The organism is Bacteroidia bacterium, from assembly GCA_016218155.1.
Taxonomy (GTDB): domain Bacteria; phylum Bacteroidota; class Bacteroidia; order Bacteroidales; family GWA2-32-17; genus GWA2-32-17.
In genome coordinates this window covers 114,992-141,378 of record JACREQ010000105.1, presented here as the reverse complement: position 1 = coordinate 141,378, position 26,387 = coordinate 114,992, and the positions used below count along the sequence as shown (strand labels likewise).

Annotated in this window: 23 protein-coding genes; 16 read left to right on the top strand and 7 right to left on the bottom strand. The window is 32.4% G+C overall.

Annotated elements, in window-relative coordinates:
- Positions 1-47: 47 nt before the first annotated feature.
- The 3 genes from HY951_17060 to HY951_17050 all read left to right on the top strand — a co-directional run bounded on the left by HY951_17060 (position 48) and on the right by HY951_17050 (position 2,554).
- Complete coding sequence (locus tag HY951_17060) at positions 48-422, top strand: GxxExxY protein (GenBank protein ID MBI5541773.1); 375 nt, start codon at positions 48-50, stop codon at positions 420-422.
- A gap of 45 nt (positions 423-467) precedes the next feature.
- Entirely contained in the window at positions 468-1,715 is a 1,248-nt protein-coding gene (locus HY951_17055; protein MBI5541772.1) for a DUF1015 domain-containing protein, read from the top strand.
- A 158-nt stretch (positions 1,716-1,873) separates the two neighbouring features.
- Positions 1,874-2,554: a YggS family pyridoxal phosphate-dependent enzyme gene (locus tag HY951_17050; GenBank protein ID MBI5541771.1), complete on the top strand. Its 681-nt coding sequence runs from the start codon at positions 1,874-1,876 to the stop codon at positions 2,552-2,554.
- Here the strand turns inward: HY951_17050 and HY951_17045 are convergent.
- Complete coding sequence (locus HY951_17045) at positions 2,544-3,041, bottom strand: hypothetical protein (protein MBI5541770.1); 498 nt, start codon at positions 3,039-3,041, stop codon at positions 2,544-2,546. The genes HY951_17050 and HY951_17045 overlap by 11 nt on opposite strands.
- A gap of 160 nt (positions 3,042-3,201) precedes the next feature.
- On the opposite strand from HY951_17045, the gene HY951_17040 reads away from it, so the two are divergent.
- Positions 3,202-4,107, top strand: a complete 906-nt coding sequence (locus HY951_17040) for a hypothetical protein (GenBank protein MBI5541769.1) — start codon at positions 3,202-3,204, stop codon at positions 4,105-4,107.
- A gap of 9 nt (positions 4,108-4,116) precedes the next feature.
- On the top strand, positions 4,117-4,578 hold the full coding sequence (locus HY951_17035; protein MBI5541768.1) for a hypothetical protein: 462 nt from the start codon (positions 4,117-4,119) through the stop codon (positions 4,576-4,578).
- A gap of 106 nt (positions 4,579-4,684) precedes the next feature.
- On the opposite strand, the gene uvrA is transcribed toward HY951_17035, so the two are convergent.
- On the bottom strand, positions 4,685-7,480 hold the full coding sequence (gene uvrA, locus HY951_17030) for an excinuclease ABC subunit UvrA (GenBank protein ID MBI5541767.1): 2,796 nt from the start codon (positions 7,478-7,480) through the stop codon (positions 4,685-4,687).
- Between the two features lie 173 nt (positions 7,481-7,653).
- Here uvrA and HY951_17025 point away from each other — a divergent pair, with 173 nt between their 5' ends.
- The 6 genes from HY951_17025 (at position 7,654) to HY951_17000 (ending at position 18,638) form a co-directional block, all read left to right on the top strand.
- Positions 7,654-8,244 carry a sigma-70 family RNA polymerase sigma factor gene (locus HY951_17025; GenBank protein ID MBI5541766.1) on the top strand — a complete coding sequence of 197 codons (591 nt, stop codon included), beginning with the start codon at positions 7,654-7,656 and terminating at the stop codon, positions 8,242-8,244.
- A 157-nt stretch (positions 8,245-8,401) separates the two neighbouring features.
- Positions 8,402-8,581 carry a hypothetical protein gene (locus HY951_17020; GenBank protein MBI5541765.1) on the top strand — a complete coding sequence of 60 codons (180 nt, stop codon included), beginning with the start codon at positions 8,402-8,404 and terminating at the stop codon, positions 8,579-8,581.
- Positions 8,582-8,711: 130 nt separating this feature from the next.
- Positions 8,712-8,876 carry a rubredoxin gene (locus HY951_17015; protein MBI5541764.1) on the top strand — a complete coding sequence of 55 codons (165 nt, stop codon included), beginning with the start codon at positions 8,712-8,714 and terminating at the stop codon, positions 8,874-8,876.
- Positions 8,877-8,972: 96 nt separating this feature from the next.
- Entirely contained in the window at positions 8,973-9,557 is a 585-nt protein-coding gene (locus HY951_17010; protein ID MBI5541763.1) for a sigma-70 family RNA polymerase sigma factor, read from the top strand.
- Positions 9,538-10,770: a PKD domain-containing protein gene (locus tag HY951_17005; protein ID MBI5541762.1), complete on the top strand. Its 1,233-nt coding sequence runs from the start codon at positions 9,538-9,540 to the stop codon at positions 10,768-10,770. Before HY951_17010 ends, HY951_17005 begins: the two co-directional genes overlap by 20 nt.
- A 65-nt stretch (positions 10,771-10,835) precedes the next feature.
- A complete protein-coding gene (locus HY951_17000; protein ID MBI5541761.1) occupies positions 10,836-18,638 on the top strand; it encodes a PKD domain-containing protein in 7,803 nt (2,600 codons plus the stop codon).
- A 50-nt stretch (positions 18,639-18,688) separates the two neighbouring features.
- Here HY951_17000 and HY951_16995 read toward each other — a convergent pair whose 3' ends face one another.
- From HY951_16995 to rplM, 4 genes are all read right to left on the bottom strand, one after another.
- Entirely contained in the window at positions 18,689-19,519 is an 831-nt protein-coding gene (locus HY951_16995) for an elongation factor Ts (protein ID MBI5541760.1), read from the bottom strand.
- Between the two features lie 19 nt (positions 19,520-19,538).
- Positions 19,539-20,456: a 30S ribosomal protein S2 gene (gene rpsB / locus HY951_16990; protein MBI5541759.1), complete on the bottom strand. Its 918-nt coding sequence runs from the start codon at positions 20,454-20,456 to the stop codon at positions 19,539-19,541.
- A 100-nt stretch (positions 20,457-20,556) separates the two neighbouring features.
- Entirely contained in the window at positions 20,557-20,943 is a 387-nt protein-coding gene (gene rpsI / locus HY951_16985; protein MBI5541758.1) for a 30S ribosomal protein S9, read from the bottom strand.
- A gap of 5 nt (positions 20,944-20,948) precedes the next feature.
- Complete coding sequence (gene rplM, locus HY951_16980; protein MBI5541757.1) at positions 20,949-21,404, bottom strand: 50S ribosomal protein L13; 456 nt, start codon at positions 21,402-21,404, stop codon at positions 20,949-20,951.
- A gap of 258 nt (positions 21,405-21,662) precedes the next feature.
- On the opposite strand from rplM, the gene HY951_16975 reads away from it, so the two are divergent.
- Genes HY951_16975 through HY951_16955 form a run of 5 tightly spaced genes read left to right on the top strand, consistent with a single transcriptional unit; the run spans position 21,663 to position 25,692 of the window.
- Entirely contained in the window at positions 21,663-23,249 is a 1,587-nt protein-coding gene (locus HY951_16975; protein MBI5541756.1) for an O-antigen ligase family protein, read from the top strand.
- A gap of 57 nt (positions 23,250-23,306) precedes the next feature.
- Positions 23,307-23,756 carry a nucleoside deaminase gene (locus HY951_16970; GenBank protein MBI5541755.1) on the top strand — a complete coding sequence of 150 codons (450 nt, stop codon included), beginning with the start codon at positions 23,307-23,309 and terminating at the stop codon, positions 23,754-23,756.
- Positions 23,756-24,286, top strand: coding sequence for a DNA-3-methyladenine glycosylase (locus HY951_16965; protein ID MBI5541754.1), 531 nt, complete (start codon positions 23,756-23,758; stop codon positions 24,284-24,286). Before HY951_16970 ends, HY951_16965 begins: the two co-directional genes overlap by 1 nt.
- 2 nt (positions 24,287-24,288) lie before the next feature.
- Positions 24,289-24,792, top strand: a complete 504-nt coding sequence (locus tag HY951_16960) for an O-acetyl-ADP-ribose deacetylase (GenBank protein MBI5541753.1) — start codon at positions 24,289-24,291, stop codon at positions 24,790-24,792.
- 42 nt (positions 24,793-24,834) lie between these two features.
- The gene (locus tag HY951_16955) at positions 24,835-25,692 is read left to right on the top strand and encodes a UbiA family prenyltransferase (GenBank protein ID MBI5541752.1); all 858 of its coding nucleotides are present in this window, start codon (positions 24,835-24,837) and stop codon (positions 25,690-25,692) included.
- On the opposite strand, the gene HY951_16950 is transcribed toward HY951_16955, so the two are convergent.
- Complete coding sequence (locus tag HY951_16950; GenBank protein ID MBI5541751.1) at positions 25,689-26,156, bottom strand: hypothetical protein; 468 nt, start codon at positions 26,154-26,156, stop codon at positions 25,689-25,691. The two genes, HY951_16955 and HY951_16950, sit on opposite strands and share 4 nt — an antisense overlap.
- Positions 26,157-26,387: the final 231 nt, after the last annotated feature.

Below are 26,387 nucleotides of genomic sequence, written 5' to 3'. Positions count from 1 at the left end.
GACTCTAAATTTATTTAGACACGAATTGCACTAATTATTCATAACAAATGCCAGAATTAATTTTCAAACAAGAAGTTTATGAAATTATTGGAGAATGCATGGAAGTGCATAGGCAATTAGGAAAAGGTTTTTCTGAAATTGTATACAAGGATGCCCTTGAATATGAATTTAAACAAAAAAATATTTTCTTTGAAAGAGAAAAAGAGTTTTTAGTTAATTACAAAAGCATAATTTTACCGCATAAATATTATGCTGATTTTGTTGTATTCGAAAAAATAATAATTGAAGTAAAAAGTTGTGAAGGAATTGTTTCTGAACATATTGGTCAAACCTTAAATTATCTTGCTGCGTCAAAATTAAAGGTTGGATTAATTATAAATTTTGGTCAGGAATCTTTAGAATATAAAAGAGTTGTTTTATAAATAATTTGGTGAAATTAGTGTCAGTAATTTTAAAAATGTAGTGTTATGGCAATATTAAAAGCTTTTAAAGGACTTCGTCCAACTGTAGAAATAGCTAAGGATTTGGCTGCCCGTCCATATGATGTGTTAAACTCAAAGGAGGCAAGAGTTGAAGCAAGTGGAAATCAGTATTCGTTACTTAGAATTACAAAACCTGAAATTGACTTGCCAGAAGGAATTGATGAGCATGCTGAAGAAGTGTACAACAAGGCTAAATCAAATTTTCAATTATTTATTGAAAAAGGTTGGTTAAAAGTTGATGAAAAAGAACACCTATATATATATGCACAAACAATGAATGGCCGAACTCAATATGGTTTGGTTGGTTGTGCAGGTGTTGATGATTATTTAAATAACGTTATTAAAAAGCACGAGCTTACCAGAAAAGATAAAGAAGAAGATAGAATGAAGCATGTACGTGTAACAAATGCTAACATGGAACCTGTATTCTTCTCTTATCGTGCAGTTAAAGAAATTGATGAGATAGTTGAGAATATTGTTAAAAATCAAAAAGCAGAATATGATTTTACAACTTCTGATAATGTAGGTCATCATTTTTGGGTAATTCGTGACGAAAAAACAATAAAAACATTAATTGATCTTTTTGCAAAAATTCCTGCCACATACGTAGCCGATGGTCACCATAGAACTGCCGCAGCTGCTTTGGTTGGAAAAGAAAAACGTTTGCAAAATCCTAATTATAATGGGAGCGAAGAATATAATTATTTCTTAGCAGTTCATTTTCCTGATAATCAACTTTCAATTATTGATTACAACAGAGTAGTAAAAGATCTTAACGGACTAAGTACATCTGAATTTATAGAAAAACTTAAAAAGAATTTCGAAATTCAGGAATGGGAATGTAAGTTGTGCAAACCGACTCATTTACATAATTTTGGAATGTATATAGATAAAAAATGGTATTCCTTAACTGCAAAACCAGGAACTTATAATGATAATGATCCGATTGAAGTACTTGATGTTACTGTGTTAAGTAAATTAATTCTTGATGAAATTCTTGGAATAAAAGATTTACGTACTGATAAAAGAATCGATTTTGTTGGAGGAATTCGTGGATTGGGAGAATTAGTTAAACGTGTTGATAGTGGTGATATGAAAGTAGCTTTCTCACTTTATCCGGTTAGTATGAAACAATTGCTAGATATTGCCGACTCAGGAAATATTATGCCTCCAAAAACAACATGGTTTGAACCTAAGCTAAGAAGCGGATTAGTTGTTCATTCATTAGAATAAATTTTACTTTTTAAAAACTAATACTGTTTAACAATGTAAAGCAAGTGTCATCGTTTGCTCTACATTGTTATTTCATTATATAGAAAGTGTCCACGCTTTTACTATAAATATTCTTTTAATTTTATTCTAACTTTGCTCAATATTAACAGGATTTTATAATGTCGGCTATCAAAGAAAATATTAATAGAATTCTAGAATCACTTCCTGCTGATGTAAAGTTAGTTGTTGTTTCTAAGACCAGACCTTCTGAAGATATTATTGAAGCACATAAAACCGGTCAATTTATTTTTGGTGAAAACAGAGCGCAGGAAATGGCTAAAAAGCACGCAGAAATTAATTTTCCATTAGAATGGCATATGATTGGTCACTTGCAAACAAATAAGATTAAATATATAGTCCCATTTGTAACTTTAATTCAATCTGTAGATTCATTTAAATTATTGAAGGAAATTAATAAAGAAGCAGAAAAAAATAATCGTATCATTTCATGTTTACTTCAAGTGTATATTGCAAAGGAGGAATCTAAGTTTGGCTTTAATGAAGATGAACTAATTGAGATGTTGAATTCTTCTGAATTTCAGGATCTTAGTTTTGTTAAAATTCGTGGATTAATGGGAATGGCAACATTTTCAAACGATGAGTCACTAACCAGAAAAGAATTCAAATCTTTAAAAACGATTTTTGATAATATAAAATCATCGTTTTATATAACTGATCCCGATTTTTGTGAAATTTCTATGGGAATGTCGGGTGATTATAAAATTGCAATAGAAGAAGGGAGTACAATGGTAAGAATAGGTAGCTCTATTTTTGGAGAAAGGCAATACCTTAAGAAATAAGACTTTCAACTTCAATGAGCAATTTCATATTTTCTTCAGAAGTTGTTTTTATTATTTCTTTCAAGTGATTTCTTAATTCAGCAAGTTTGTTTTCTTCAAGACTTGTATAATTACTTTCAATAACAGAGAAGGCTTCAATTGAATTAAACATATTTTCTTTTGAAATTACTTCAATAAAATATTCGAGGTGTTCAGAAAAATCCAGACCGTTTTGCCAGCATGCTGATATTAATTGATTTCTGATTTCTGAATCAGTTTGTAATTTAAGACCATCCATAAAATAACTAACAGAGTTTTTGTCTTTTAAATTAGAAAGAATATAATAGATCTTACTTTTTACACTTTCAAATGTTGTAGAAGAATACAAGCCAATTAAATCTGTAACAATTTCGGGATAACCTTTTTCAGAAATATTTTTTAATACTTCAATAACTTCTTTTTCATTTGTAGAAAATAATTTTCTTTGTAAGTTAATCTTGTGATTCATAACACTTAGTGTAATAATTAATTTAGAAATCAAAAGTAATTTAAAATATTAATTATGTGAATTTATAGATGATATTTTATTTCTAAAATTATTTTTTCTAAAAAATTTGTTATTTTTGCGATAATCCTTAATATTGTACATAAAACAAACAGGAACCTGTATGAACGTTAAATTATTAAACATTAGCAAATTAACAATTTTTTCCGTATTCGCAGCAGCAATCATGATGGTTGGATGTAATGGCGATAACGCGAATGTTGAAGACCAAATTGAAGATTCAGTTGCAACTGGTAACAATGCAGATGAATTTAACAAAGCAAAACAAGTTATCTATGGCATACCGTCGCCAATAGAAACTGCAATGTTAATGAAAAGAGCAGGTGCAAAGTATAATCAGGATTATTTAAATCCGATAACCAATTTAGGCAATTATACTACTACCAAGAGCATGGCATTAAATTTGGGTGTATATAGCACCGATTTAAGTTTTGCTAGTATGTTTGATCAATCACAGGCTTCAATTAAATACTTATCAGCAACAAAAAAATTAGCTGATGATTTAGGTATTTTAAATGCGATTGATAAAAGCATTATTACCCGTATGGAAACCAATATAAATAATCGCGACTCTTTAATGGAAATTATTTCGGAAACATTTATGAATTCGAATTCTTTCTTAAAAGAAAATGACCGTGCAGAAATTGCTGCTATTATTTTAGCAGGTGGATGGTTAGAAGGACTTTATGTTGGTTGTAAAGTTGCTCAGAACACTGCTTCAAATAAAGAACTTATTGAGCGTATTGCTGACCAGCGCTTATCATTAAATACATTAATCAGTTTAATGAGTGAATATAACACTGATCCTAATATACAGGCTGTACTTCCTGAAATGGAAAAGCTAAAAACTATTTTTGACAAAATTCAAACTTCTTCTTCTAAAATGGAAGTTGTAGAAAAAGATGGAAAATCAATTATATCTTCAAAATCAGAAGTAAAAGTTTCTCCTGAAGTTTTTGCTGAAATTTGTAAAACAGTGACAGAGATTAGGTCAAACATTATAAAATAATTGGAAGCCATGAGAAAAATTTTAATTTTATCTATTGTTGCACTAATGATTGCGGCGCTTCCAAATGTAGCTGACGCACAATGCAAAAATTTTGCAAAGAAAATTTGCAAACTTGAACTTTTGCCTTATGTACATGATGGAATTTATAATGCAACTGTATTATCAGAAGGCGAAACCGCTGAATTATATAAAACATTCTATTCCGGACAAGAATACAGAATCACAATTTGTGGTGATGAAAACTTACCTCCAATTCAATTTCAGGTATTAGATGCTGAAAGAAATGTTTTGTACGATAATAAAAAACATCAATTTTCAAAAAGCTTCGATTTTAAATTAGAATCAAGTAAACAGTTGATTATTTCTATTCAGGTTCAAACCTCTGACGAACTTTCCGACCAGATTTTAAGTGGTTGTGTATCTGTTCTAGTTGGTTTTATGAATATCGAAAACTCTTTTAAACAAGACTAATAATATAAAGTATTAAAGAAAAGCCGTTGCAATGCAACGGCTTTTTTTATTTTCTTGAACTACTGATCGGAGTTTATAACTCCGATCGAATATTGACGAATAATTACTAAAGTTTTTCTTTTAAATATTGTCCGGTATACGATTTTTTGTTTCTAACCAAATCTTCAGGTGTTCCGCAAAATACAATTTCACCACCGCTGTTACCACCTCCCGGTCCTAAGTCAATAATCCAGTCGGCACACTTAATTACATCTAAATTATGTTCAATTACTATAACACTGTTTCCTTGTTGAATGAGTGTTTCAAATGAAGCCAGCAGCTTTTTAATATCATGAAAATGTAATCCTGTTGTTGGCTCATCAAAAACAAAAAGGGTTTGAGCAGATGTTGATTTTCCTAAAAAAGTTGCAAGCTTTAATCTTTGCGATTCACCACCACTTAATGTACTCGATGATTGTCCAAGTTTAACGTATCCAAGCCCAACATTTTTTAAAACTTCAAGTTTTTCAGATATTTTTGATTCAGTAAGACCTTTCTTTTTATTAAAGAATTCAATCGCGTCATCAACTGTTAAGTCTAAAATATCATGAATGTTTTTCCCGTTATATTCAACCTCCAGAATTTCTGGTTTAAATCTTTTTCCTCCGCAACTTTCGCAAACTAGATTAACGTCTGCCATAAACTGCATCTCTACTTTTATTGAGCCTTCACCTTGACATTCGTCGCATCTGCCACCATCAACATTAAATGAGAAATGCGAAGGTTTAAAGCCGTTTAATTTTGATAATTGCTGATTAGAAAAAAGACTTCTTATTTCGTCGTATGCTTTGATATATGTTACAGGATTTGATCTAGATGATTTTCCGATAGGATTCTGATCAATAAGTTCAATATCTTTTATTAAATTCAGATCACCTTTTAAACTATCAAAAGAACCTGTTTTTTCTGTAAGTCCGTTTCCATAGTATTTTTTAAGAGCTGGGAAAAGAATTTTCTTTACTAATGTTGATTTTCCTGATCCGCTTACGCCTGTAATGACTGTAAAGTTATTTAATGGGAATTTTACATTAATATTTTTCAAGTTGTTTTCACGTGCTCCATTTATCTCAATAAAGTTATTCCATTTTTTTCTTATTCTTGGAACAGAAATACTTTTTCTATTTGTTATATAATCTGCAGTTAGGCTTTCTTTGCTTTTAAGCAACTCTTCATAATTGCCTTCAAAAACTATTTCACCCCCAAGAGATCCTGCGCCTGGTCCCATGTCAATAATATAGTCTGCAGATTTCATTACTTCTTCATCATGTTCAACAACCACAACAGTGTTGCCAATATCTCTAAGATTTTTTAAAACTGAAATCAACTTTAAATTATCTAAGGGATGCAGTCCTATACTTGGCTCATCAAGAATATATAAAGAACCAATTAAACTGCTGCCAAGAGAAGTTGATAGATTTATTCTTTGCGATTCTCCACCAGAAAGGGAAGCTGAGTTTCTGTTTAATGTTAAATATCCAAGACCAACATTTTCTAAATAATTAAGTCTTGATTGAACTTCTAATAACAATCTGCTCGCAATTTTATTTTCTTCTTCTGAAAGTTTTATGTTTTGAAAAAACTGGCTTAGTTGGGTAACTGTCATTACAGATATCTCAGAAATTGCTTTTCCATTAATTTTAACATATGAAGCTTCTTTTTTCAAGCGCGAGCCTTTGCAGTCAGGACAAAGAGTTTTTCCCCTGTATCTGGCAAGCATTACCCTATATTGAATTTTATATAGATTTTCTTCTAAGAATTTAAAGAAATCATTAATGCCATTAAAGTATTTATTTCCTTCCCATAGTAGTTTCTGTTGGTCGGTGGTTAATTCGTAAAATGGTTTGTGAATTGGGAATCCGAATTTATCTGCACTATAAATTAATTTATTTTTCCATTCGCTCATTACTTCACCTTTCCAGCAGAAAACAGCATCTTCATAAATTGAGAGTGATTTGTTAGGAATAACCAAATCTTCATCAATCCCAATTGTCTGACCAAACCCATCGCAAGTTGGACATGCACCGGCGGGACTATTAAAGCTGAACATGTGAACAGAAGGTTCTTCGAAAAGCATTCCATCCGATTCAAATTTATTTGAAAATTGATATTCTTTTGAATTTTCGTCTAATTTAATTATACAGGTTCCGTTGCCTTCAAAAAAGGCAGTCTCAACAGAATCAGCTATTCTATTAATTAATTCTTCTTCGTTGTTAATTTCAAAACGGTCAATTACAAGTTTAAATTTTTCGAAACTAAGATCTTTTAAGTCAATTATATTTTCAATTTTTTCAATCTTGTTTTTTATTTCAACTCTCGAGTATCCTTGTTGAAGAAGAGTGCCCAGGTATTCTTTGGGTTTAAAAGTTGCTTTGTTAAAAGAAGGAATTAACAGCATTGCTTTAGTTCCGGTTTTTTGAGAAGTCAGAAAATCGATAACATCAGCAGTGGCATGTTTCTTTACAATTTTTCCTGATATGGGTGAGTAAGTTTTTCCTATTCTTGCAAAAAAAAGTTTAATGTATTCGTATATTTCTGTAGAAGTTCCTACTGTAGATCGTGGATTATGTGTATTTACTTTTTGCTCTATTGCAATAGCCGGAGGAATTCCATTAATATTATCTACGTCAGGTTTTGAAATTTTTCCAAGAAATTGTCGCGCATATGATGAAAGGCTTTCAACATATCGTCGTTGCCCTTCTGCGTATAAGGTGTCAAAAGCTAAAGAAGATTTTCCGGAACCAGATAATCCTGTAATAACTACAAATTTATCTCTAGGAATGTTAGTGCTTATATTCTTTAAGTTGTGCTCACGTGCTTTTATTATTTCAATAAACTTTTCGTCAGATATTTTATTCTTAGGCATAATTGTTGTTAAAAATGAAAAGTTAATTTTAAATAATTTTAAGAAAAACCAATCTTTCTTAAATTATTTCCGTAGAAAATTAATATATTTGTGACTGTAATTTATAAACTAAACTAAAGGAGGGCTGCATATAGATTTTACTTCTACCACTTAACCAATTAATTCGAGTGGAAATGAAGCTACCAGAAATCTCTGACAACGAACTTGTTAATCAGTTTATTGCAGGAAATCAGCAGGCTGTAGAACAGCTAATTAAGCGTCATAAACGCAAAGTTTTTACCTACATTTTAATAATAGTAAGAAACAAGGAGCAGGCAGAAGATCTGTTTCAGGAAACTTTTTTGAAAGTTTTTAAATCTTTAAGAGAAGGCAAGTATACCGATGATGGACGTTTTCTTGGTTGGGTTATGAGAATTGCTCATAATCTTATTATAGATAATGTGAGAAAAGATAAAAGACTTAAAACTGTTTCACGAGATGATTATGAATACGATATTTTTAATCAGAGAAAGTATTCCGAATCATTTTCTGAGCAAGTAGTTGTGAAAAATGAGGTAGAACATGACGTACGCAGATTAGTTGAAGAACTTCCTGATGTTCAGAAGCAAGTTGTTATTATGCGACATTTTATGGATATGAGTTTTAAAGAAATTGCAGAAGAGACAGGGGTAAGTATAAATACAGCTTTAGGTAGAATGCGTTATGCTTTAATTAATATGCGCAGAATTATTGATGAAAAACAAATGAATTTGGTTATAGAATAATATAAATCTATTGAGATTTATTTGGTTTGTGTAAACCAGATAATTCTCAATATGTTCTTAAATAAAATTGTAAAATATTTTTAATATTACATAATATTATAAAAACTATTGCGTTTTATGGTCATTATGAATCAAACAATAAATTTTAAAATAGCCTATGGGAAAAGTTTCTACTCTATTAATTACTTACGAGAATACTTCTTCAGCAAAATTAATCAACGATGTAACTAACATAAATGATAATTCTGAAAGTATAAATGAAATCCTTGACAGAGTTTCTGTAGAACCTCCGGATTATCTCGTAAATCGCATCATTAAGATGGTGCAATCAATGTAAAAACAAAAGGGACCAAAAATCAGGTCCCTTTTTTTATTTTTAAATTTGCTGGGATTAATTTAAATCAAAAAAAATAATTACTTTTCTGATTGTAATTTTAAGTATTAGTGGGTAAGATTTTTAATTAATTATGAAAAAATATAAATGCAAAGTTTGTGGGTATATTTATGACGAAAATGAGGGTGATCCTATTTCTGGAATAATTGAAGGAACACTTTTTAAAGATTTATCTAAAAACTGGCAATGTCCTGTTTGTAGCGTAGGTATTGAAGAATTTGAAGAAACAGATGATTAATTTGAAGAAACAGTTTTTCGTCAAAAAGATTTATTGTGTGATAAATTATAGGCAACCCACAAAAAAAGCTAACGTCTTATTAATGTTTAACAGCAAATGATTGATTTAACAAATAAAGAAGTTGTTAAAGATTTAGTTGATTCCTGTATTAAAGGTAATCGCAAGAGTCAGGAGTTGTTATATAAAACGTTCTATGGAAAAATGCTTGCAGTTTGTATGCGATATTCAAGAAATAAAGAAGAGGCACAAGATGTTTTGCATGATGGTTTAATAAAAGTTTTTATAAAACTTAAGAGTTTTGAAAATAAAGGTTCTTTTGAAGGTTGGGTAAGGAGAATTATTGTAAATAGTGCAATTGATTCTGTTAGAACACGAAAAGATTTTTACATTAAAGAGGAGCAAGAGTTCTTGATAGATGATATTGTTGATGATTCTGAAAAGACTGAAGAAATGGAAAAAATTCAAAGAATGAAAGCAGAAACATTAATAGGATTAATGCAAAAACTTTCTCCGGCATATAGAATGGTTTTTAACTTATTTGCTGTTGAAAATATGCAGCATAAAGAAATTGCAGAAACATTGAATATTAGTATAGGAACTTCAAAATCAAACTTAGCAAAGGCTAAGATTAAATTAAAAGAATTGGTAGAACAACATAGGAATGAATTTGAATATGAATAACAAGGGTGAATTTGAACGAATAGTTGGGCAGAAGCTTGAGTCGTTCGAGTATAGTTATGATGCTGCTTCCTGGAAAAAGTTTAAGAAACAAATTCCTGGTAAGAGCTCATTTTATGGTATTGCTGCAGCGTTAACAGTTGCTATTGTTACAGTTGTTGGTTTATTTTGGTATTTTAATTCAAACGATAAATCAGGTAATTGTAGTATAATTAATACTATTACAAATTCAGTAATTCCAAACTCTTTTACACTGGAAAATGAAATTAAAACAAATGTGAATAATGTTGAAAATAAGACAAATACGCCAATTTCTAATGTGGTAAGTGTAATTGATAACAATGTTAAAAATAACGATATTTTAGTAAACGTTGTTGAGGACCAAAAGGAAAATGTAAATAGTACAAAAGATCCTGATTTTATTAATCCCGTTAATGTGACTAAAGCTGCAAAACCAAATGCTACCTTTATTTGTAGAGAAACAGAAGGTTGTGTTCCGTTTACAACAAAATTTGTTCCTGTTGAAATTTCAGATTCTACTATTTATTCTTGGGATTTTGGAGATGGTAATATTTCTACTGAAAAAATGCCTAATCATACCTATAAAAGAGCCGGTAATTATTCTGTTTTGTTAATTGTTAAATATTTTAAATCCGAAGCAGTTATTTCAAACATGAGACAGTATTTGGTCAAAGTAAACGATACTCCTACAGCATTATTTGCCACAGAAACAGATAATTCCGTTGTGAGTTTTACAAATGCTTCAGTTAACGCTAATAGTTTTAAATGGGTTTTTAATGATTCAGAATCTTTTGAAGAAAATACAGAAAAAACATTTACTAAAAATGGTAAGTATTCTGTTAAATTAATTGCAACTAATAAATCAGGTTGCTCGGATACGATAAATAAAAATATTGATATTAAAATTAACCATCCATTATACATTCCAAATGCCTTTACTCCAAATATAGCTGGGCAGAATAGTACATTTGGACCAATTGTAGAAAATTCTGAAGAATATTATTTTGTATTTGAGATATTTAGTAAAACAGGTCAATTAGTGTTTAGTGCTAAAGGAAATAATGTAAATTGGGATGGTATTAATAAAAATAATGGTCAACAGGCTGAGGTAGGTGTTTATCTATATAAACTAAAATCTATAGATAAATATGGAAATGTTGACGAAAGAAATGGCATTATTAATCTGTTAAAATAAAAGTTTTTAACAAAGATTTTTATTATTAAGATTTTATAATATTTTTACTAAAAAATATGAAACTTATGAAAAGGCTATTATTATTGATATTTTTATCAATAACTACTTTTTTTGCGCATTCACAGTATACAAATAATTGTGCTACAGCAGACCCATTTTGTACTGGAACAACTTATAATTTCCCATTAGCTTATGATGGTTCTGGTGCAGGAGGCGGTCCACAAGCTCAAGCCGGTCCAAATTATACTTGTTTATTAACTACTCCAAGTCCAGTATGGTATTTTTTATTAATTGACCAATCTGGTAATATTGATATACATATGAGTTCTTCTGCAGGTACAGATATTGATTTTACATGTTGGGGACCTTTTTCTTCACTTACAAATGTTTGCAATAATTTAACATCAGGAAATACAGTTGATTGTAGTTATTCAACTGCTGCACAGGAAGATTGTAATATATCTAATGCGATATCGGGTCAGTATTATATGATGCTTATCACAAACTTTGCCAATACAACAACTAATGTTGTATTTAGTCAAACAAACAGTGGTGCCGGAGCTGGTTCAACAAATTGTAATGTTGTTTATTGTAATATAACTGGAATTACTACATTTCCTGGGGCTTGTGTTCCAGGTAATACATTTACTTTAACTGGATGTGTGGATTATAATAATTTACCTTTAGATCATCCACCCACTACAGGTAATTTAACTGTTACTGTTAATCCGGGTGGGTATACTCAGACTTTTACACCACCTTTTGTAGGAACCAGTTGTTTTTCTATTGCGGGTATTCCAGCTAATGGTGCTGGATATTCTGTAACCGGGGTATTTTCTGCTGCACCTACATGTACTTGGACCTCTAACTTCACTGCACCGGCAGCATGTAATGCGTGCTCTGTAAATGCAGGAGTTGATCAATCTGTCTGTGGATTAACAGCAACTCTTGCAGCAACTGCAGGTCAGGCAGGTTATTCTGCTTATCATTGGAATCCTGTTGCAGGTATTACTTTTGGTAATATAAATTCTGCTACATCAACAATTACTGCTGCTGCAGCTGGTACTTATACATTAACATGGGTAGGTACAAATAGTAGTAGTGTTACATGTACTGATAATATGACGATAACATTCTCTAATCCTTTAGCTGGATTTACATATAACAGTAATCAATGTTTAAGTGGAAACTCGTTTAATTTTACAAATACTGGTACATCTTCAGGAGCAACCTATTCATGGACATTTGCAGGTGGTACTCCGGCAACTTCTACAGCTCAAAATCCAACAGGAGTAACATTTAGTACTTCAGGAGTACATGCAGTTACACAAACTGTTACTATAGGAACTTGTACTGCAACAAGTACTCAAAATATTACTGTATATCCACAGCCATCTGTATCAGCAACTCCTACAAATGTAACATGCTTTGGTGCTTGTAATGGTAGTGCTATAGCTGCCGGTAGTGCAGGTGCTGCACCGTATACTTATCATTGGAGTACTGGTCCAAATACGCCTTCTATTTCTTCTTTATGTCCAGGTACATATTTAGTAACAGTAACTGACAATTTAGGTTGTACAGGTACTAATAGTACAACAATTACACAACCAGCAGCACTAGTATTAAATGCAACCAGAACAAATCCTACTTGTAATGGAGCATGTAATGGAACTGCAAATGTTACAGTTGCTGGTGGAATAGGCCCATTTAGTTATTTATGGTCAACTCTTGGACCAACTGCAAGTATTACAGGATTATGTGTTGGAACTTATACAGTGACTGTAACAGATAATGCGTCTGCTGGATGTACGCAAACAGCAAGTGTTATTTTAACTGCACCTGCACCAATAACTTTAACAAATTCAAGTGTTCCTGCTACTTGTGGAATGGCTAATGGAACAGCAACTGTTAATATTACTTCTGGTGGGGTTCCTAATTATAATTATGTTTGGTCTAGTGGACCTCCTACAATGGGAACTGCATCAACAACTAATACTATTTCCGGATTAACAGCTGGTGCATATACTGTTACTGTAACAAATAGCAATGGATGTACAAATACGACTACAGTAAATGTTGGAAGTAGTGGTGCACCTACTGCAACAATAAGTGCAAGTGCAAATCCTATTTGTTTTGGACAATGTAATGGAACTGCAACAGTATCTATTGGTGGTACTTTAAACCCACCATATAATTATGTTTGGTCAACAGGATCTTCTACTATGGGTACTATTGTTACAACAAATACTGCAAGTAATTTATGCAATGGAAATTCTTCTGTAACTGTTACTGATAATTTAGGATGTAGTGCAGTTGCAAGTGTAACTGTTACTCAACCTACAGTAGTATCAGCAATAACTACACCTATAGCAGCACATTGCGGTAATTCTGATGGTTCTGCAACAATTACTCCAGCAGGGGGAACTCCAGGCTATACTTATTTATGGCCTGCTACTGCTGCTAATCAAAATACAATTACTGCAATAAATTTAGCACCCGGAACTTATATTGCAACTGTTACAGATAATCAAAGCTGTACAACTACAGTTTCGGCAACAATTGGTAATACTGCCGGAGTTGTAGCTTCAATTTCTGGTTTTACAAATATTTCTTGTTTTGGTGGTGCAAATGGTACAGCAACGGCTTCAGGTGTTGGTGGAAATGGTCCTTATACATATTTATGGCCACCAAGTGCATCAAGTCAGGTATCTGCTACTGCAATAAATTTATCAGCAGGTTCTTATGTTGTTACAATAACTGATGCAAATTTATGTACATCAACTGCAACTGCAACGATTACTGCTCCATCCGTTGTTACAGCAAATATAACAGGTTTCTCAAATGCATTATGTAATAGTATTTGCAATGGTACTGCAACAGTTACTGCGGGTGGCGGAACTCCTGCATATACATATTTGTGGTCAAATGGTCAAGTTGTTCCAAACTCAACTGGTTTATGTAATGGTACATATTCTGTAACAGTCAGAGATGCAAACTTATGTTCTGCTGTAACTTCTGTAACAATTAGTCAACCAACTGTTTTAACTGCAAGCACAACTACGGTTAATGCACATTGTGGTCATGCTGATGGAACTGCTACTGTTACTGGTGCGGGTGGAACTCCTAGTTATACTTATTTGTGGAGTGGAGGTGCTCAAGTAACACAAACTGCAACAAATTTACTACCTGGAAGCTATACTGTAACTGTAAGTGATGCTAATTTATGTACAGTTATTGCAAATGCTACTGTTGGAAACACTCCTGGAGGTACTGCTTCTATTTCTACTTTTACCAATGTGTCATGTTCAGGTATTTGTGATGGTTCGGCTACTGTATCAATGGGAGGAGGAACTTTACCTTATAGTTATAATTGGTCAAGTGGAGGAGTTACAAGTGTTATAACAAACTTATGTGCCGGATCGTATATTGCAACTGTTTCGGATGCAAATGGTTGTACTTCAACCGCTACAGCAGTTATTAGTAGTCCAACACCTTTAACTGTTAATATTACTATTGCCGATGTTAGTTGTGCTGGTCAATGTACAGGAATTTTAACATCCGTTCCATCTGGTGGTACACCACCTTATTCTAATATGTGGAGTAATTCATTTGCAGGTTCAGTAAATAATAATCTATGTGCCGGATCATATACAGTGACAGTAACTGATTCGCATACATGTAGTGTTATTGGAACAAGTTCAATAACTGCTGTACCACCTATAGTTTTAAGTGCTATTCCAACTAGTGCAAATTGTAATCAAAGTAATGGAGCTTTGGATTTAACAGTAACTAATGGTGCTGCTCCTTTTACATATATTTGGTCGCCTTCGGGTTCAACCGAAGATTTGGTAAATATTCCTGCTGGTGTGTATAATGTTACTGTTACTGATTTTAAAGGCTGTTCTCAAACGGGATCATATACTGTTTCAAATATTGCTGGACCGGTTGCTAGTATTGCTTCGTCTACTAATGTAACCTGTAATGGTTTAGCTAATGGTTTAGCTCAGGGTTCAGTATCAGGTGGTACTGCACCTTTTACTTATTCATGGAGTAATGGACAAAATTCAATAACGGCAACTAATTTAATCGCTGGCACTTATACGTTTTCAGCAACAGATGGCGTAGGTTGTGTCTCATCAGTAAATGTGACGATAACTCAACTTTCAGTTTTATCTGTTTTAACAATATCAAGTGTAAGTCCATTATGTAATGGAAATTGTAATGGGTCAGCAAGTGTTTTAGCTACAGGTGGAACACTTCCATATAGTTACCTATGGGTTGGAGGAACGCCATTTGGTGGATTAAATGCAACAAGTTCAATGACTACTGGCATTTGTAGTGGAAATTTATCTGTTTTAGTTACTGATGCTAATGGTTGCACAGTTGGTAGTTCTACTTCAGTTGTTGAGCCTACTTTTATAACATTAACCACCTCGCATACTGATGAATCTTGTAGTGGATTGAATAATGGTACTGCCAGCGTATCTACAGTTGGAGGTGTGCCGCCATATCAATTTCAATGGGATGCAAATGCTGCAGGACAAACTAATGACACTGCTATTGGTTTAGCAGGTGGAATATATTCAGTTACTGTAACTGATTCGCATAACTGTACTGAAACAATATCTGTTACTGTAGGCACCCCTAACCCAATGGTGTTTAATAGCGTTATACCAACACATTTGACTTGTTATTTAGCAAATGATGGAAGTATTTCAACAAATGTTACAGGTGGTACCCCAAGTTATACATATCAATGGACAAATGCTTTAGGAACTTATAGTGCTAATACGCAAAATATTGGTAATTTACCTCAGGACACATATTTTTTAACTGTTACAGACCAGAATGGGTGTAATATTACAACTTCTGAGATTATTAGTCAACCTCCTCAACTTAATTTAAATTTAATAAAAACAGATGAAACCTGTTTTCAATTTTGCGATGGGAGTATTTCTGCAAATGTTTCAGGAGGTCAAATACCATATACATATTTGTGGTCAAATATATTAAATACATCATTAATCAATAATTTGTGTCCCGGTAATTATGTGGTAACAATAACTGATAACAATGGTTGTACAATTTCGTCTAACGCTACTGTAACTGGTAACCCATTATTACAAATTGATGTACTTAATGTGGTGCCAGCAACTTGTGGAGTTGCTAATGGTGAGGCTACTATAGGTATTCAAGGAGGTTTAACTGGGTATTCAATTTCATGGACAACTGGTGGAAATAGTGTACATGAAACAGGTATGCCTGCAGGTATTGCAACAGTTACATTAATTGATCAAAACGGGTGTATAGCTACTCAACAAATTGCTATACAAAATCTTGCTGGTCCTCAAATTACTACATTGTTAGCTGACTCAGTTAGTTGTGCCGGAATGAATGATGGTGTTGCAATAGTTAGTTATACACCTTCAAGTCCAGCAGCACCACCATATATTTCCAGTTGGACAAATCTAGGCGGAGGTTCTTTCTCTGGTGATACAATTAGTGGGCTAGAAGGTGATATGTATTATGTAACTGTTTCTGATGCTAACGGATGCCAATCGTCAGGGTTTATTAATGTTCACGAACCAACTGCCTTTGTATCCGTTATTAGTAATTCAACTAATAACCATTGTTTTGGTAATTGTTTGGGAACAGCTTCAGTTCTTGCAGGTGGAGGAATATTACCATATACATATGATTGGTTAGGAATCAGTCAAACAGGAGCAACAGCTACAAATTTATGTGCAGGACCATATACTGTTGTTGCGGAAGATGCACATGGATGTACAAGCGTAAATGTTGTAACTATTACTGAACCACCGGCACTAGACATTACAGGAGTTGTTACAGATGCTCACTGTTATGGAAATGCAGATGGTATGATATCAGTAAGTGCATCTGGTGGTACTCCGGTATATCAATATAATTGGCAGTTACCTGCAGTTGGGTCAAGTTCAATAACCTCAAATTTGATAGCAGGAACCTACTCTGTTATTGTAACCGACATCTGGAGTTGTACAGCAATATCTTCATTTACTGTAGACCAACCTTCTTTAATTTATGTATATGCTTCTTCAAATCCTGCACATTGTGGATTTGACAACGGTTCAGCTCAGGTTGATTCTGTTGTTGGAGGAATTCCTGATTATACTTACCATTGGTCTCCTGGAAATTCAACTGCTACATCAATAACAAATCTAATTAGCGGTAATTATCAGCTTCAGGTTACAGACAATCAGGGTTGCGGTGGAGTTGTAAATGTTAATGTGCCTGAAATAGCCCCACCATCTCAACTAACATTTAATGTTACAAATGCAATTTGCCCTGGTTCATTTACCGGTTCAATTACAGCAAACGTAGTTGGTGGGTTAGCGCCATATTCATATTTGTGGTCTGATTTGCAATCAACTCAAATAGCTTCTGGTGTTGGTGCCGGTGTATATACAGTTACAGTTACTGATGCAAACTTATGTACTATTGCAAACTCTACTATTGTTGGTCAACCAAACCCAATTATAGTTTATGCTAATGGAGTAGATTCAATTTGTATAGGTAATAATTCTGTTAATATTACAGCAAATGCTTCAGGTGGAACTCCACCGTTTACTTATTTATGGACTGGTTCAGGACTTGGCAATCCTAGTGCTCAAACTCAAATGGTATCACCTGACAGTACTACAAATTATTTTGTAAATGCATATGATGCCAATGGTTGTATTTCTCAAAACCCAGGTATTGTTGGTATATATGTTTATCCTGCAATTTATGCAAGTACTTCTATGAATACAACTATTTGTGAAGGAGATAATTACAATATTGATGTTACTGCATTTGGTGGAATAGGTCCTCCATATAATTATGTTTGGAATATTGGGGCAGGAAACCCGAATACAGTTACACCAACAGATACTACAACATATACTGTTCAGGTGTTTGACGGTTGTGGAACTCCTCCTGGAACAGCCACAATGACAATATTTGTACGACAGGCGCCACGCCTTATCCGCGATCCAAGGTATCAAAGTGGATGTGTTCCATTATTAGCTAATTTTGATGCAGTTGTGTCAGTTCCTGCGAATGATTCTGTTCGCTATAACTGGAATTTTGGTGATCCTTCTACAGGTAATGCTAATTTATCAACAGATAGTATTACATCTCATATTTATGGATTACCAGGTTCATATGCTATAACATTAACCTTATCATCAGCGAATTATGGTTGTGAAATGACCCGGATATTTAACGATCTTGTTGAAGTTTATCCGATACCAACTGCAGATTTTTCATATTCTCCTAATGTGATAGATGCATTGCAAGGTGAAGTTCAATTTAATGCAGAAACAGATCCTGCAAATCAAACAGTGTGGGATTTAGGTGATGGTGAATCAGCTGCTGGTACTTTAACTCCTACTCACATTTATGAAAATCCCGGGGTTTATACTATTACTTTATTTGTAAGAACTGAAGAAGGGTGTATTGATACAGTTCAACATACTTTAAGAGTAAATGAAATTTATACTATATGGGTTCCTACTGCATTCTATCCAGGAACAGGTTCAGCTGACGGATATTTTTATCCAAAAGGAAGAGGCTTTGATAAGAGTAATTACTATTTGGCAATTTATGATAGATGGGGTCAAATAATATTTGAAACAACTACTTATCCCGAAGGAACTGCATTAACGCCAAATGAAGTTCAGGATATGGCTAATCTAAATTCAGGATGGCTACCAGGTGGATGGAATGGTGGATTTAAGAATAATGTAAATAAATTAGTACCTGTAGGGACTTATTCCTGGTATATTAAAGTGAAGGATGTAAATGGAACCTTACATGAAGAAACCGGTCCTGTAACCGTAATTAGATAAAATAAAAAAAGCTGCGTGAGCAGCTTTTTTTATTTTAGATTAATCTATTTTTAAAGTGTAATAGAACAACGTTTAAAAACTGTAATAGAAAGATCTTTGTCGCCATTTTGGATATACTGACGAACGGTCATTTTATTATCTTTAACAAATTCCTGATTTAATAAAGTGCTTTCATTGTAAAACTTATTAAGTTTACCCATTGCAATTTTCTCTAACATTGCTTCTGGTTTTCCTTCTGCACGAGCTTGTTCTTTACCAATTTCAATTTCTTTCTCTACCATTTCTTTTGAAATATCATCTTTGTCAATAGCAATTGGACTCATTGCTGCAATTTGCATTGCAACATCTTTTCCTATTTGCTGGTTTGAAACCATTTTGTTGAATCCAACAAGAGTTCCAATTTTACTTCCCTGATGAATATAAGAGAAAACATGTTCAGCAGAAATATGCTCGTAATATGTAACATCTATACGTTCGCCAATAGCAGCAACCTTATCCATAATCATATCCTGAATAGTAAGGTTGTTTACATTAATTTGTTTTAATTCATCAATATTTGCAGGTTTTGCCTCCAAAGCTTTTTGAGCAATAATTTTAGATAGTTCGATAAAACCATCAGTTTTTGCAACAAAGTCAGTTTCGCAACTTAGAGCAATAATTGCAGCATCTTTTCCGTTTGGACTGATTTCAGCAACTACTAAACCTTGGGTAGTTTGACGATCAGCACGTTTCATCGAAACAGCCTGTCCTTTTTTACGAATAATTTCTATTGCAATATTAACATCACCTTCTGATTCAGTAAGTGCATTTTTACAATCCATCATTCCAGCACCTGTAAGTTGACGTAATTTTGTAATATCTGCAGTTGTAATTTGTGCCATATTAAAAATTCTTATTTTGTTATTCTTTAATGTTTTTCTTTATTGTTGTTCTTTTTGCTGGAGATTTCTTTGCTTCAGTACTCTTTTTTGCAGCTAAAGCAGCAATTTCTTCAGCAGTAGCTTCAACTAGTTCTACTGAATCATCAGCAACAACTTCTTCTTCGTTAGAAACTTCCTCAGTTTCTTCGTGTTTTGTTCTGTTACGTGAAGGTTTCTCTTTTGGCTGAGCAACTTCTTTTTCTTTATCAAATTTACGTTCTTCAAGACCAGCTGTAATAGCAGCTATTGCTGTATCAAGAATTAATGCAATTGAATTTGATGCATCATCGTTTGCAGGAATTGGGAAATCGATATTATTAGGATCTGAGTTAGTATCAACCATTCCAAATAATGGAATACTTAAACGTTTTGCTTCTCTTACTGCAATATGTTCTTTTGAAACGTCAATAATAAAAAGAGCAGCTGGTAAACGGGTTAAGTCTGTAATACTACCTAAGTTCTTTTCTAATTTAGCACGTTTACGGCTAATCTGAAGTTTTTCTCTTTTTGAAAGGTTATCGAAAGTGCCATCTGTAGCCATTTTATCAATGGTAGACATTTTCTTAACAGCTTTACGAATTGTAGGGAAATTTGTTAACATACCACCTGGCCAACGCTCAGTTACATAAGGCATATTAATTTTACTTACTTTTTCTGCAACTATATCTTTTGCTTGTTTTTTTGTAGCTACAAATAAAATTTTGCGTCCAGATTTTGCAATTTGTTTTAATGCATTGCAAGCTTCATCAAGCTTTACAACGGTTTTGTGTAAATCAAGAATGTGAATTCCATTTTTCTCCATAAAAATATAAGGAGCCATGTTTGGATTCCATTTTCTTTTAAGGTGACCAAAGTGTACACCTGCTTCTAATAATTGTTCGAATGTTACTTTTGACATGTTATTTATTTTAGTTTACTTTCTTATTATTAATGCAATTGTCAGGTAGTTCTTAAAAAGAAGTCCTGACAATTTAGATACTAAACTATAATAGAATCCATTAACGTTTGCTAAACTGGAATCTTTTACGTGCTTTTTTCTGTCCTGGTTTTTTACGTTCAACTTCGCGTGGGTCGCGGGTTAAGAAACCTTTAACTTTTAATGCTGGTTTTAGTTCAGGAGTTGCTTTTACAATAGCTCTTGAAATTGCTAAACGAAGCGCTTCTGCCTGACCATTAATTCCACCACCATCAAGGTTTACTTTAATATCGAATTTGTTTTCAGCCTGAATTGTGAGAAGTGGATGAATAACGGTATGCTGAAGTTGAGGAGTTGGAAAATAATTTTTAAATTCTCTATCATTGATAGTTATTATTCCAGTTCCTTCTTTTAAGTATATGCGTGCAATTGCAGCTTTTCTTCTACCTATTGCGTTTACAATTCCCATACTATTTATTTAATTGTATTAATATTTATTACTTTTGGTTTTTGAGCTTCATGTGGATGCTCAGTGCCTGTATAAATGAACAGGTTATGAATTAATCTTCTTGATAATCGATTACGAGGAAGCATACCTTTTACACCATGCTCGATAATCTTTCTTGGATCTTTAGCCATTTGTTTCTCTGGAGAAATAAGGCGTTGACCACCAGGGTATCCGGTATGACGAACATAACGTTTGTTAGCCCATTTATCACCTGTAAATTGAATCTTTTCAGAGTTCAATAAAATTACGTTATCACCGCAATCAACATGAGGAGTAAATCCAGCTTTGTGTTTTCCTCTGAGAATTACTGCAATGGTTGAACAAAGTCTACCAACTACCAAATCGGTAGCATCAATAACTAACCATTCTTTTTTTACAGTTGCTTTATTTAAAGATACTGTTTTGTAGCTTAATGCGTCCACTTTCTTGACTTATTATTACTTTATTAACTATACGATAACCGTTTGAAAATACGGACTGCAAAAATACAATTATTTTTATAATATGCCAATAATGAGAGATTAAATTTTTAAATAATTTGCAGTTAAAATGCGGCTCTTGGTTAATGGCTGATAATCAGCGTGTAAAATTTATGTATAATGAAATGTAAATTATTAATTTTGCCTTTTGAAATAAAAAGAATCATTTTTCGTTATTCCGAACATTATTAAAATTTATTAATGCCTTTATTTACTCCAACTATTCATCGTTATATTTATTTGTTTGGATTAGCTCTCCTTGCATTTTCATTACCACTTTCTTCTTTTGGAACAAGTATTTCAGAATTAATATTATTGGGCAATTGGATAGCTGAAGGTAATTTTAAAGAAAAGTTCTCAAAATTAAAATCTAAAAATGGGATTTTATTTTTTTCGTCAATTTTTATTGTTCATGTTATCTGGTTGCTACCACCTCAAGATTATAATTATGCCTTTAACGATTTGAAAGTTAAGGTACCTATATTAGTTTTACCAATATTAATAGGTAGTTCGTATGCATTGACAAAAAAGCTGTTAAAGTCAATATTATTGTTTTTTACATCTGGGGTTTTGCTTGGTACATTAATAAGTATAACAATCTTTATTTTTAAACAATCTGTAAATATTACAAACTATAGAGATCTTTCTCCATTTATTTCTCATATCAGGTTTTCTTTAATGATAGCTTTTTCAATTTTTATTTTCATGTATTATTCTTTTAATAAAAATGAAACAGCTTTTAAAGGTATATGGAAAATATGTGCATTAATAGCATCTGTTTGGTTGATAGTTTTTCTTATACTTTTAAAAAGTTTAACAGGCATAGTTATTTTTGGAATTATTTCTTATTTAATTTTTTGGTTTTTAGCTTTTAAAATAAAGCATTGGCTTAAATGGGTAATCTTTCTGTTTTTGATTGTCTTGCCTGTTCTTCCTAGCATTTATATATATAATGTCCTGATAAATTTTACAAAAATTGAAGAAATAGATTTTTCTAGTGTTGATACAAGAACAGAGTCGGGAAAATATTATACGTTCGTTCCTGATGCAAAATCTGTAGAAAACGGGAAACTAGTTTGGATTTATGTTTGCGAAAATGAACTTATGTCAGAGTGGCAAAAAAGAAGTAAAATTGATTATTTTGATAAAGACAGAAATGGAAATGATCTTAGATTTACTCTTATAAGATTTTTAACATCTAAAGGTTTAAGAAAAGATTCTGCAGGTATTTCCAGATTAAATTCTGAAGAAATAAATGCTATAGAAAATGGTGTTCCAAATTATTTGTTTCTTAGCGAATGGAAAATTTATCCAATAGTATATAATGTTATTTGGGAGTTGTATGAATATAAATATAATAAACAGGCCAGTGGTCATTCAGTAGCACAAAGGATTGAATATTTAAAAGCAGCAAAAGAAATAATCTCAGCAAATTTCTTTTTTGGGGTGGGCACCGGAAACGTTCAGCATTCATTTGATAAGCAATATGAGATAATGCAAAGTAAACTTGATAAGGAGTGGAGATTAAGGGCACATAATCAACTTGTGACTTTCTTTCTTACTTTTGGAGTATTTGGTTTTATTTTCTTCATTTTCATGTTATTTTATCCTGTAATAAAAGAAAAAGGTTATAAAGATTTTCTTTTTTCTGTATTGTTCTTGATTATGTTTTTGTCATTTTTTAATGAAGATACTTTAGAATCTCAGGCAGGAGTAACATTTTTCGTTTTGTTTTACTGCTTATTTCTTTTTTCAGGAAAACAAGAAGTTGTTCATACAGAACAATAAGATTATCTTTGCATATTACAAAAAAATAAAACAATGTGTCAGGAACATAAAGAATTTATGTTGGAAGCAATCAGGCTTTCAACAGAGAATATTGACAATGGTGGCGGTCCATTTGGTGCAGTAATAGTAAAAAATGGGAAAATTATAGCAAAGGGAGTAAATAAAGTTACTGTTAATAACGATCCAACTGCACATGCCGAGGTTACTGCTATTCGCGAAGCTGCAAAAGTTTTAAATAATTTTGATTTGAGTGGCTGTGAAATTTATACTTCCTGTGAACCATGTCCTATGTGTTTAGGTGCAATTTACTGGTCGCGACTTGATAAAATATATTATGGAAATACTAAGGTTGATGCAAAAAATATTGGTTTTGATGATGCGTTTATTTATGATGAAATTCTTGTTCCTTTAAAAAACAGAAAATTACCAATCTCTCAATTATTGCAAACAGAAGCCTTGGAGGCTTTTAAAAAATGGTCATTAAAAGAAGATAAAACAGAGTATTAATGGCGGTTTTAGAAGAGGAATTCTTTAAGAAAGATGTACTAGAAGTTGCTCCAGCTTTAATAGGCAAGATTTTGTGTAGAAGATTAGAAAACGATAAAGTGGAAAAATTTATTATTACCGAAACCGAAGCCTATCGTGGAGAAGAGGATTTAGCTTGTCATGCAAGTAAAGGTCGTACTAAAAGAACCGAAGTGATGTATCACGAAGGAGGGAAAATTTATGTTTATCTGATTTATGGAATGTATTGGTTGTTAAACATTGTTACAGGAGATGAAAATGAACCACAGGCAGTTTTAATCCGTGGGATTGAGAAATATAACGGACCGGGTAAACTCACAAAAGCATTACAAATAAGCGGAGAATTTTATGGCAAAAAATTAAAATCCGAAAATGGATTATGGATTGAAAATAATGTATTAACTTCAAATATTATTACATCAACCAGAATAGGAATTGATTATGCCGGAGAAGAATGGAAAAATAAACCATGGAGATTTATTCTAGAAAGTAAAAAGCTGCAAAAACAATAAAAATGAAAAAAATCGAATTAATAAAATCGGATATAACAACGTTAAATGTTGATGCTATTGTTAATGCAGCAAATAGCAGTTTGCTTGGTGGAGGTGGTGTTGATGGTGCAATTCATGAGGCCGCAGGTGAAGAACTTTTAGAGAAATGCAAAAAACTGAATGGTTGTAATACCGGTGAAGCAAAAATAACAAAAGGATATAATTTGTCTGCAAATTATATTATTCATACTGTCGGACCAGTATGGGTTGGTGGTAAAAACAATGAAGACAAATATCTGGCAAGTTGTTATAAGAATAGTCTTGATCTTGCAATTAAGAATAATATTAAAACAATTGCTTTCCCAAATATAAGTACCGGTATATATGGTTTCCCTAAAAATCGTGCTGCTATAATAGCTGTTCATGCAGTAGAATTATTTTTAAAAGAACATAATCAGATTGATAAAGTTATTTTTGTTGCTTTTGATGATGAAAATTATAGTATTTATGAAAAACTATTAAAATAAAATAACTTTGTAGTTTATTTAAAAATATGGTTTTTGTTTTATATGAGTGAGGTCAAAAAATATTTATCATTAGTAAAATTTAGTCACACTATTTTTGCAATGCCATTTGCATTAATAGGATATTTTTTAGGAATAAAAACTGCTGGGTTCGGTTTTGATTTAAAAGTGTTTTTGCTTGTGATTTTATGTATGGTTCTTGCACGAAGTGCTGCAATGGCATTTAACAGAATGGTGGATGTGCAGTATGACAGAAGAAATCCGAGAACTGTAAATCGCGAAATTCCTTCGGGGCAAATTTCTCTTTTTGCAGCTTCAGTTTTTGTTGCATTAAGTTCTATATTGTTTATTGTTACAACATGGTTTATTAATTCTTTGGTGTTTTATCTTTCACCTGTTGCTTTAATTGTAATTTTTGGCTATAGTTTTACAAAAAGATTTACTTCTCTTTGTCATTTTGTTTTGGGCCTTGGACTCGCATTAGCGCCAATTGGTGCTTATTTGTCTGTAACAGCCAGATTTGATATTTTACCCTTACTTTTTTCTTTTATTGTTTTGTTATGGGTAGGAGGTTTCGATATTATATATGCATTGCAGGATGATGAATTTGATAAAAGTCAAAAACTTCATTCTTTACCTGTAAGTCTTGGACGCAAAACAGCACTTTTATTTTCTTCTTTAGCCCATGTTGTTACAATAGGAATTGCTGTTTATGCAGGGATTACCGGACCATTTTCGATAATTTTCTGGATAGGTCTTTTTGTTTTTTCAGGAATGTTATTGTATGAACATTTAATTGTAAAACCCGGTGATTTAAGCCGGGTTAATATGGCATTTGCCGTTGTTAATGGCGTTGCCGGAGTGCTGTTCGGAGGATTTGTTATCTCCTCGTTATATTTTTAGTTGTGTAATAATAAAAGACCGTAGTGACCTGCGGTAAATCCTTCAAAAAATTCAGGAGCAATAATTTCAAATTTATAAAGTGCTTTTTCTGTAGGTGTAATAAATGCAGTTGAAATAAAATCTTTCATTTCACCGGTTGATACAAAATCCCAACCTCCACTTGCATTTTGTTTATAAACATTTATCGCCATCTTTTTAATTCTGTAATCGCCCCAAACCATAATCCCATATGTGTAATCAGGAAATAGCCAACGCTGTGATTCTTTTGATCCGTCTTTAAAAATAAGGTCAAATTCCATTCTTACTATTTCGGCTCCTTCGCCTTCAACAGCCTTAACTGTAGCTGAAAGGCCGTCAATAATAGGTTGCATGGATGTTCCCTTTTCGTTATCAAGAGTTGAAGTCTGAGCAAATCCAAAGTTGAACATTAACATTAAGCCAAATATAACTGCAATGTTTCTCATAAATTATGTTTTAATTTTTAAATAAATGATTAATTAAGCACAAAAATACTTAAAATATTTTTATTTTAAATAAATGTCAGAAAATAATATTTTTAAAAATTTACCAGATTCTGAAATCAAATTCTAAATTTTCACGTCGTGTAGTAGGTTTTTGTTTTCCTTTAGAAAGCTTTGTTACATTATTGTTTGCAAAATCATATATCATAATAGGCAGTATTCGATCTTTATTTT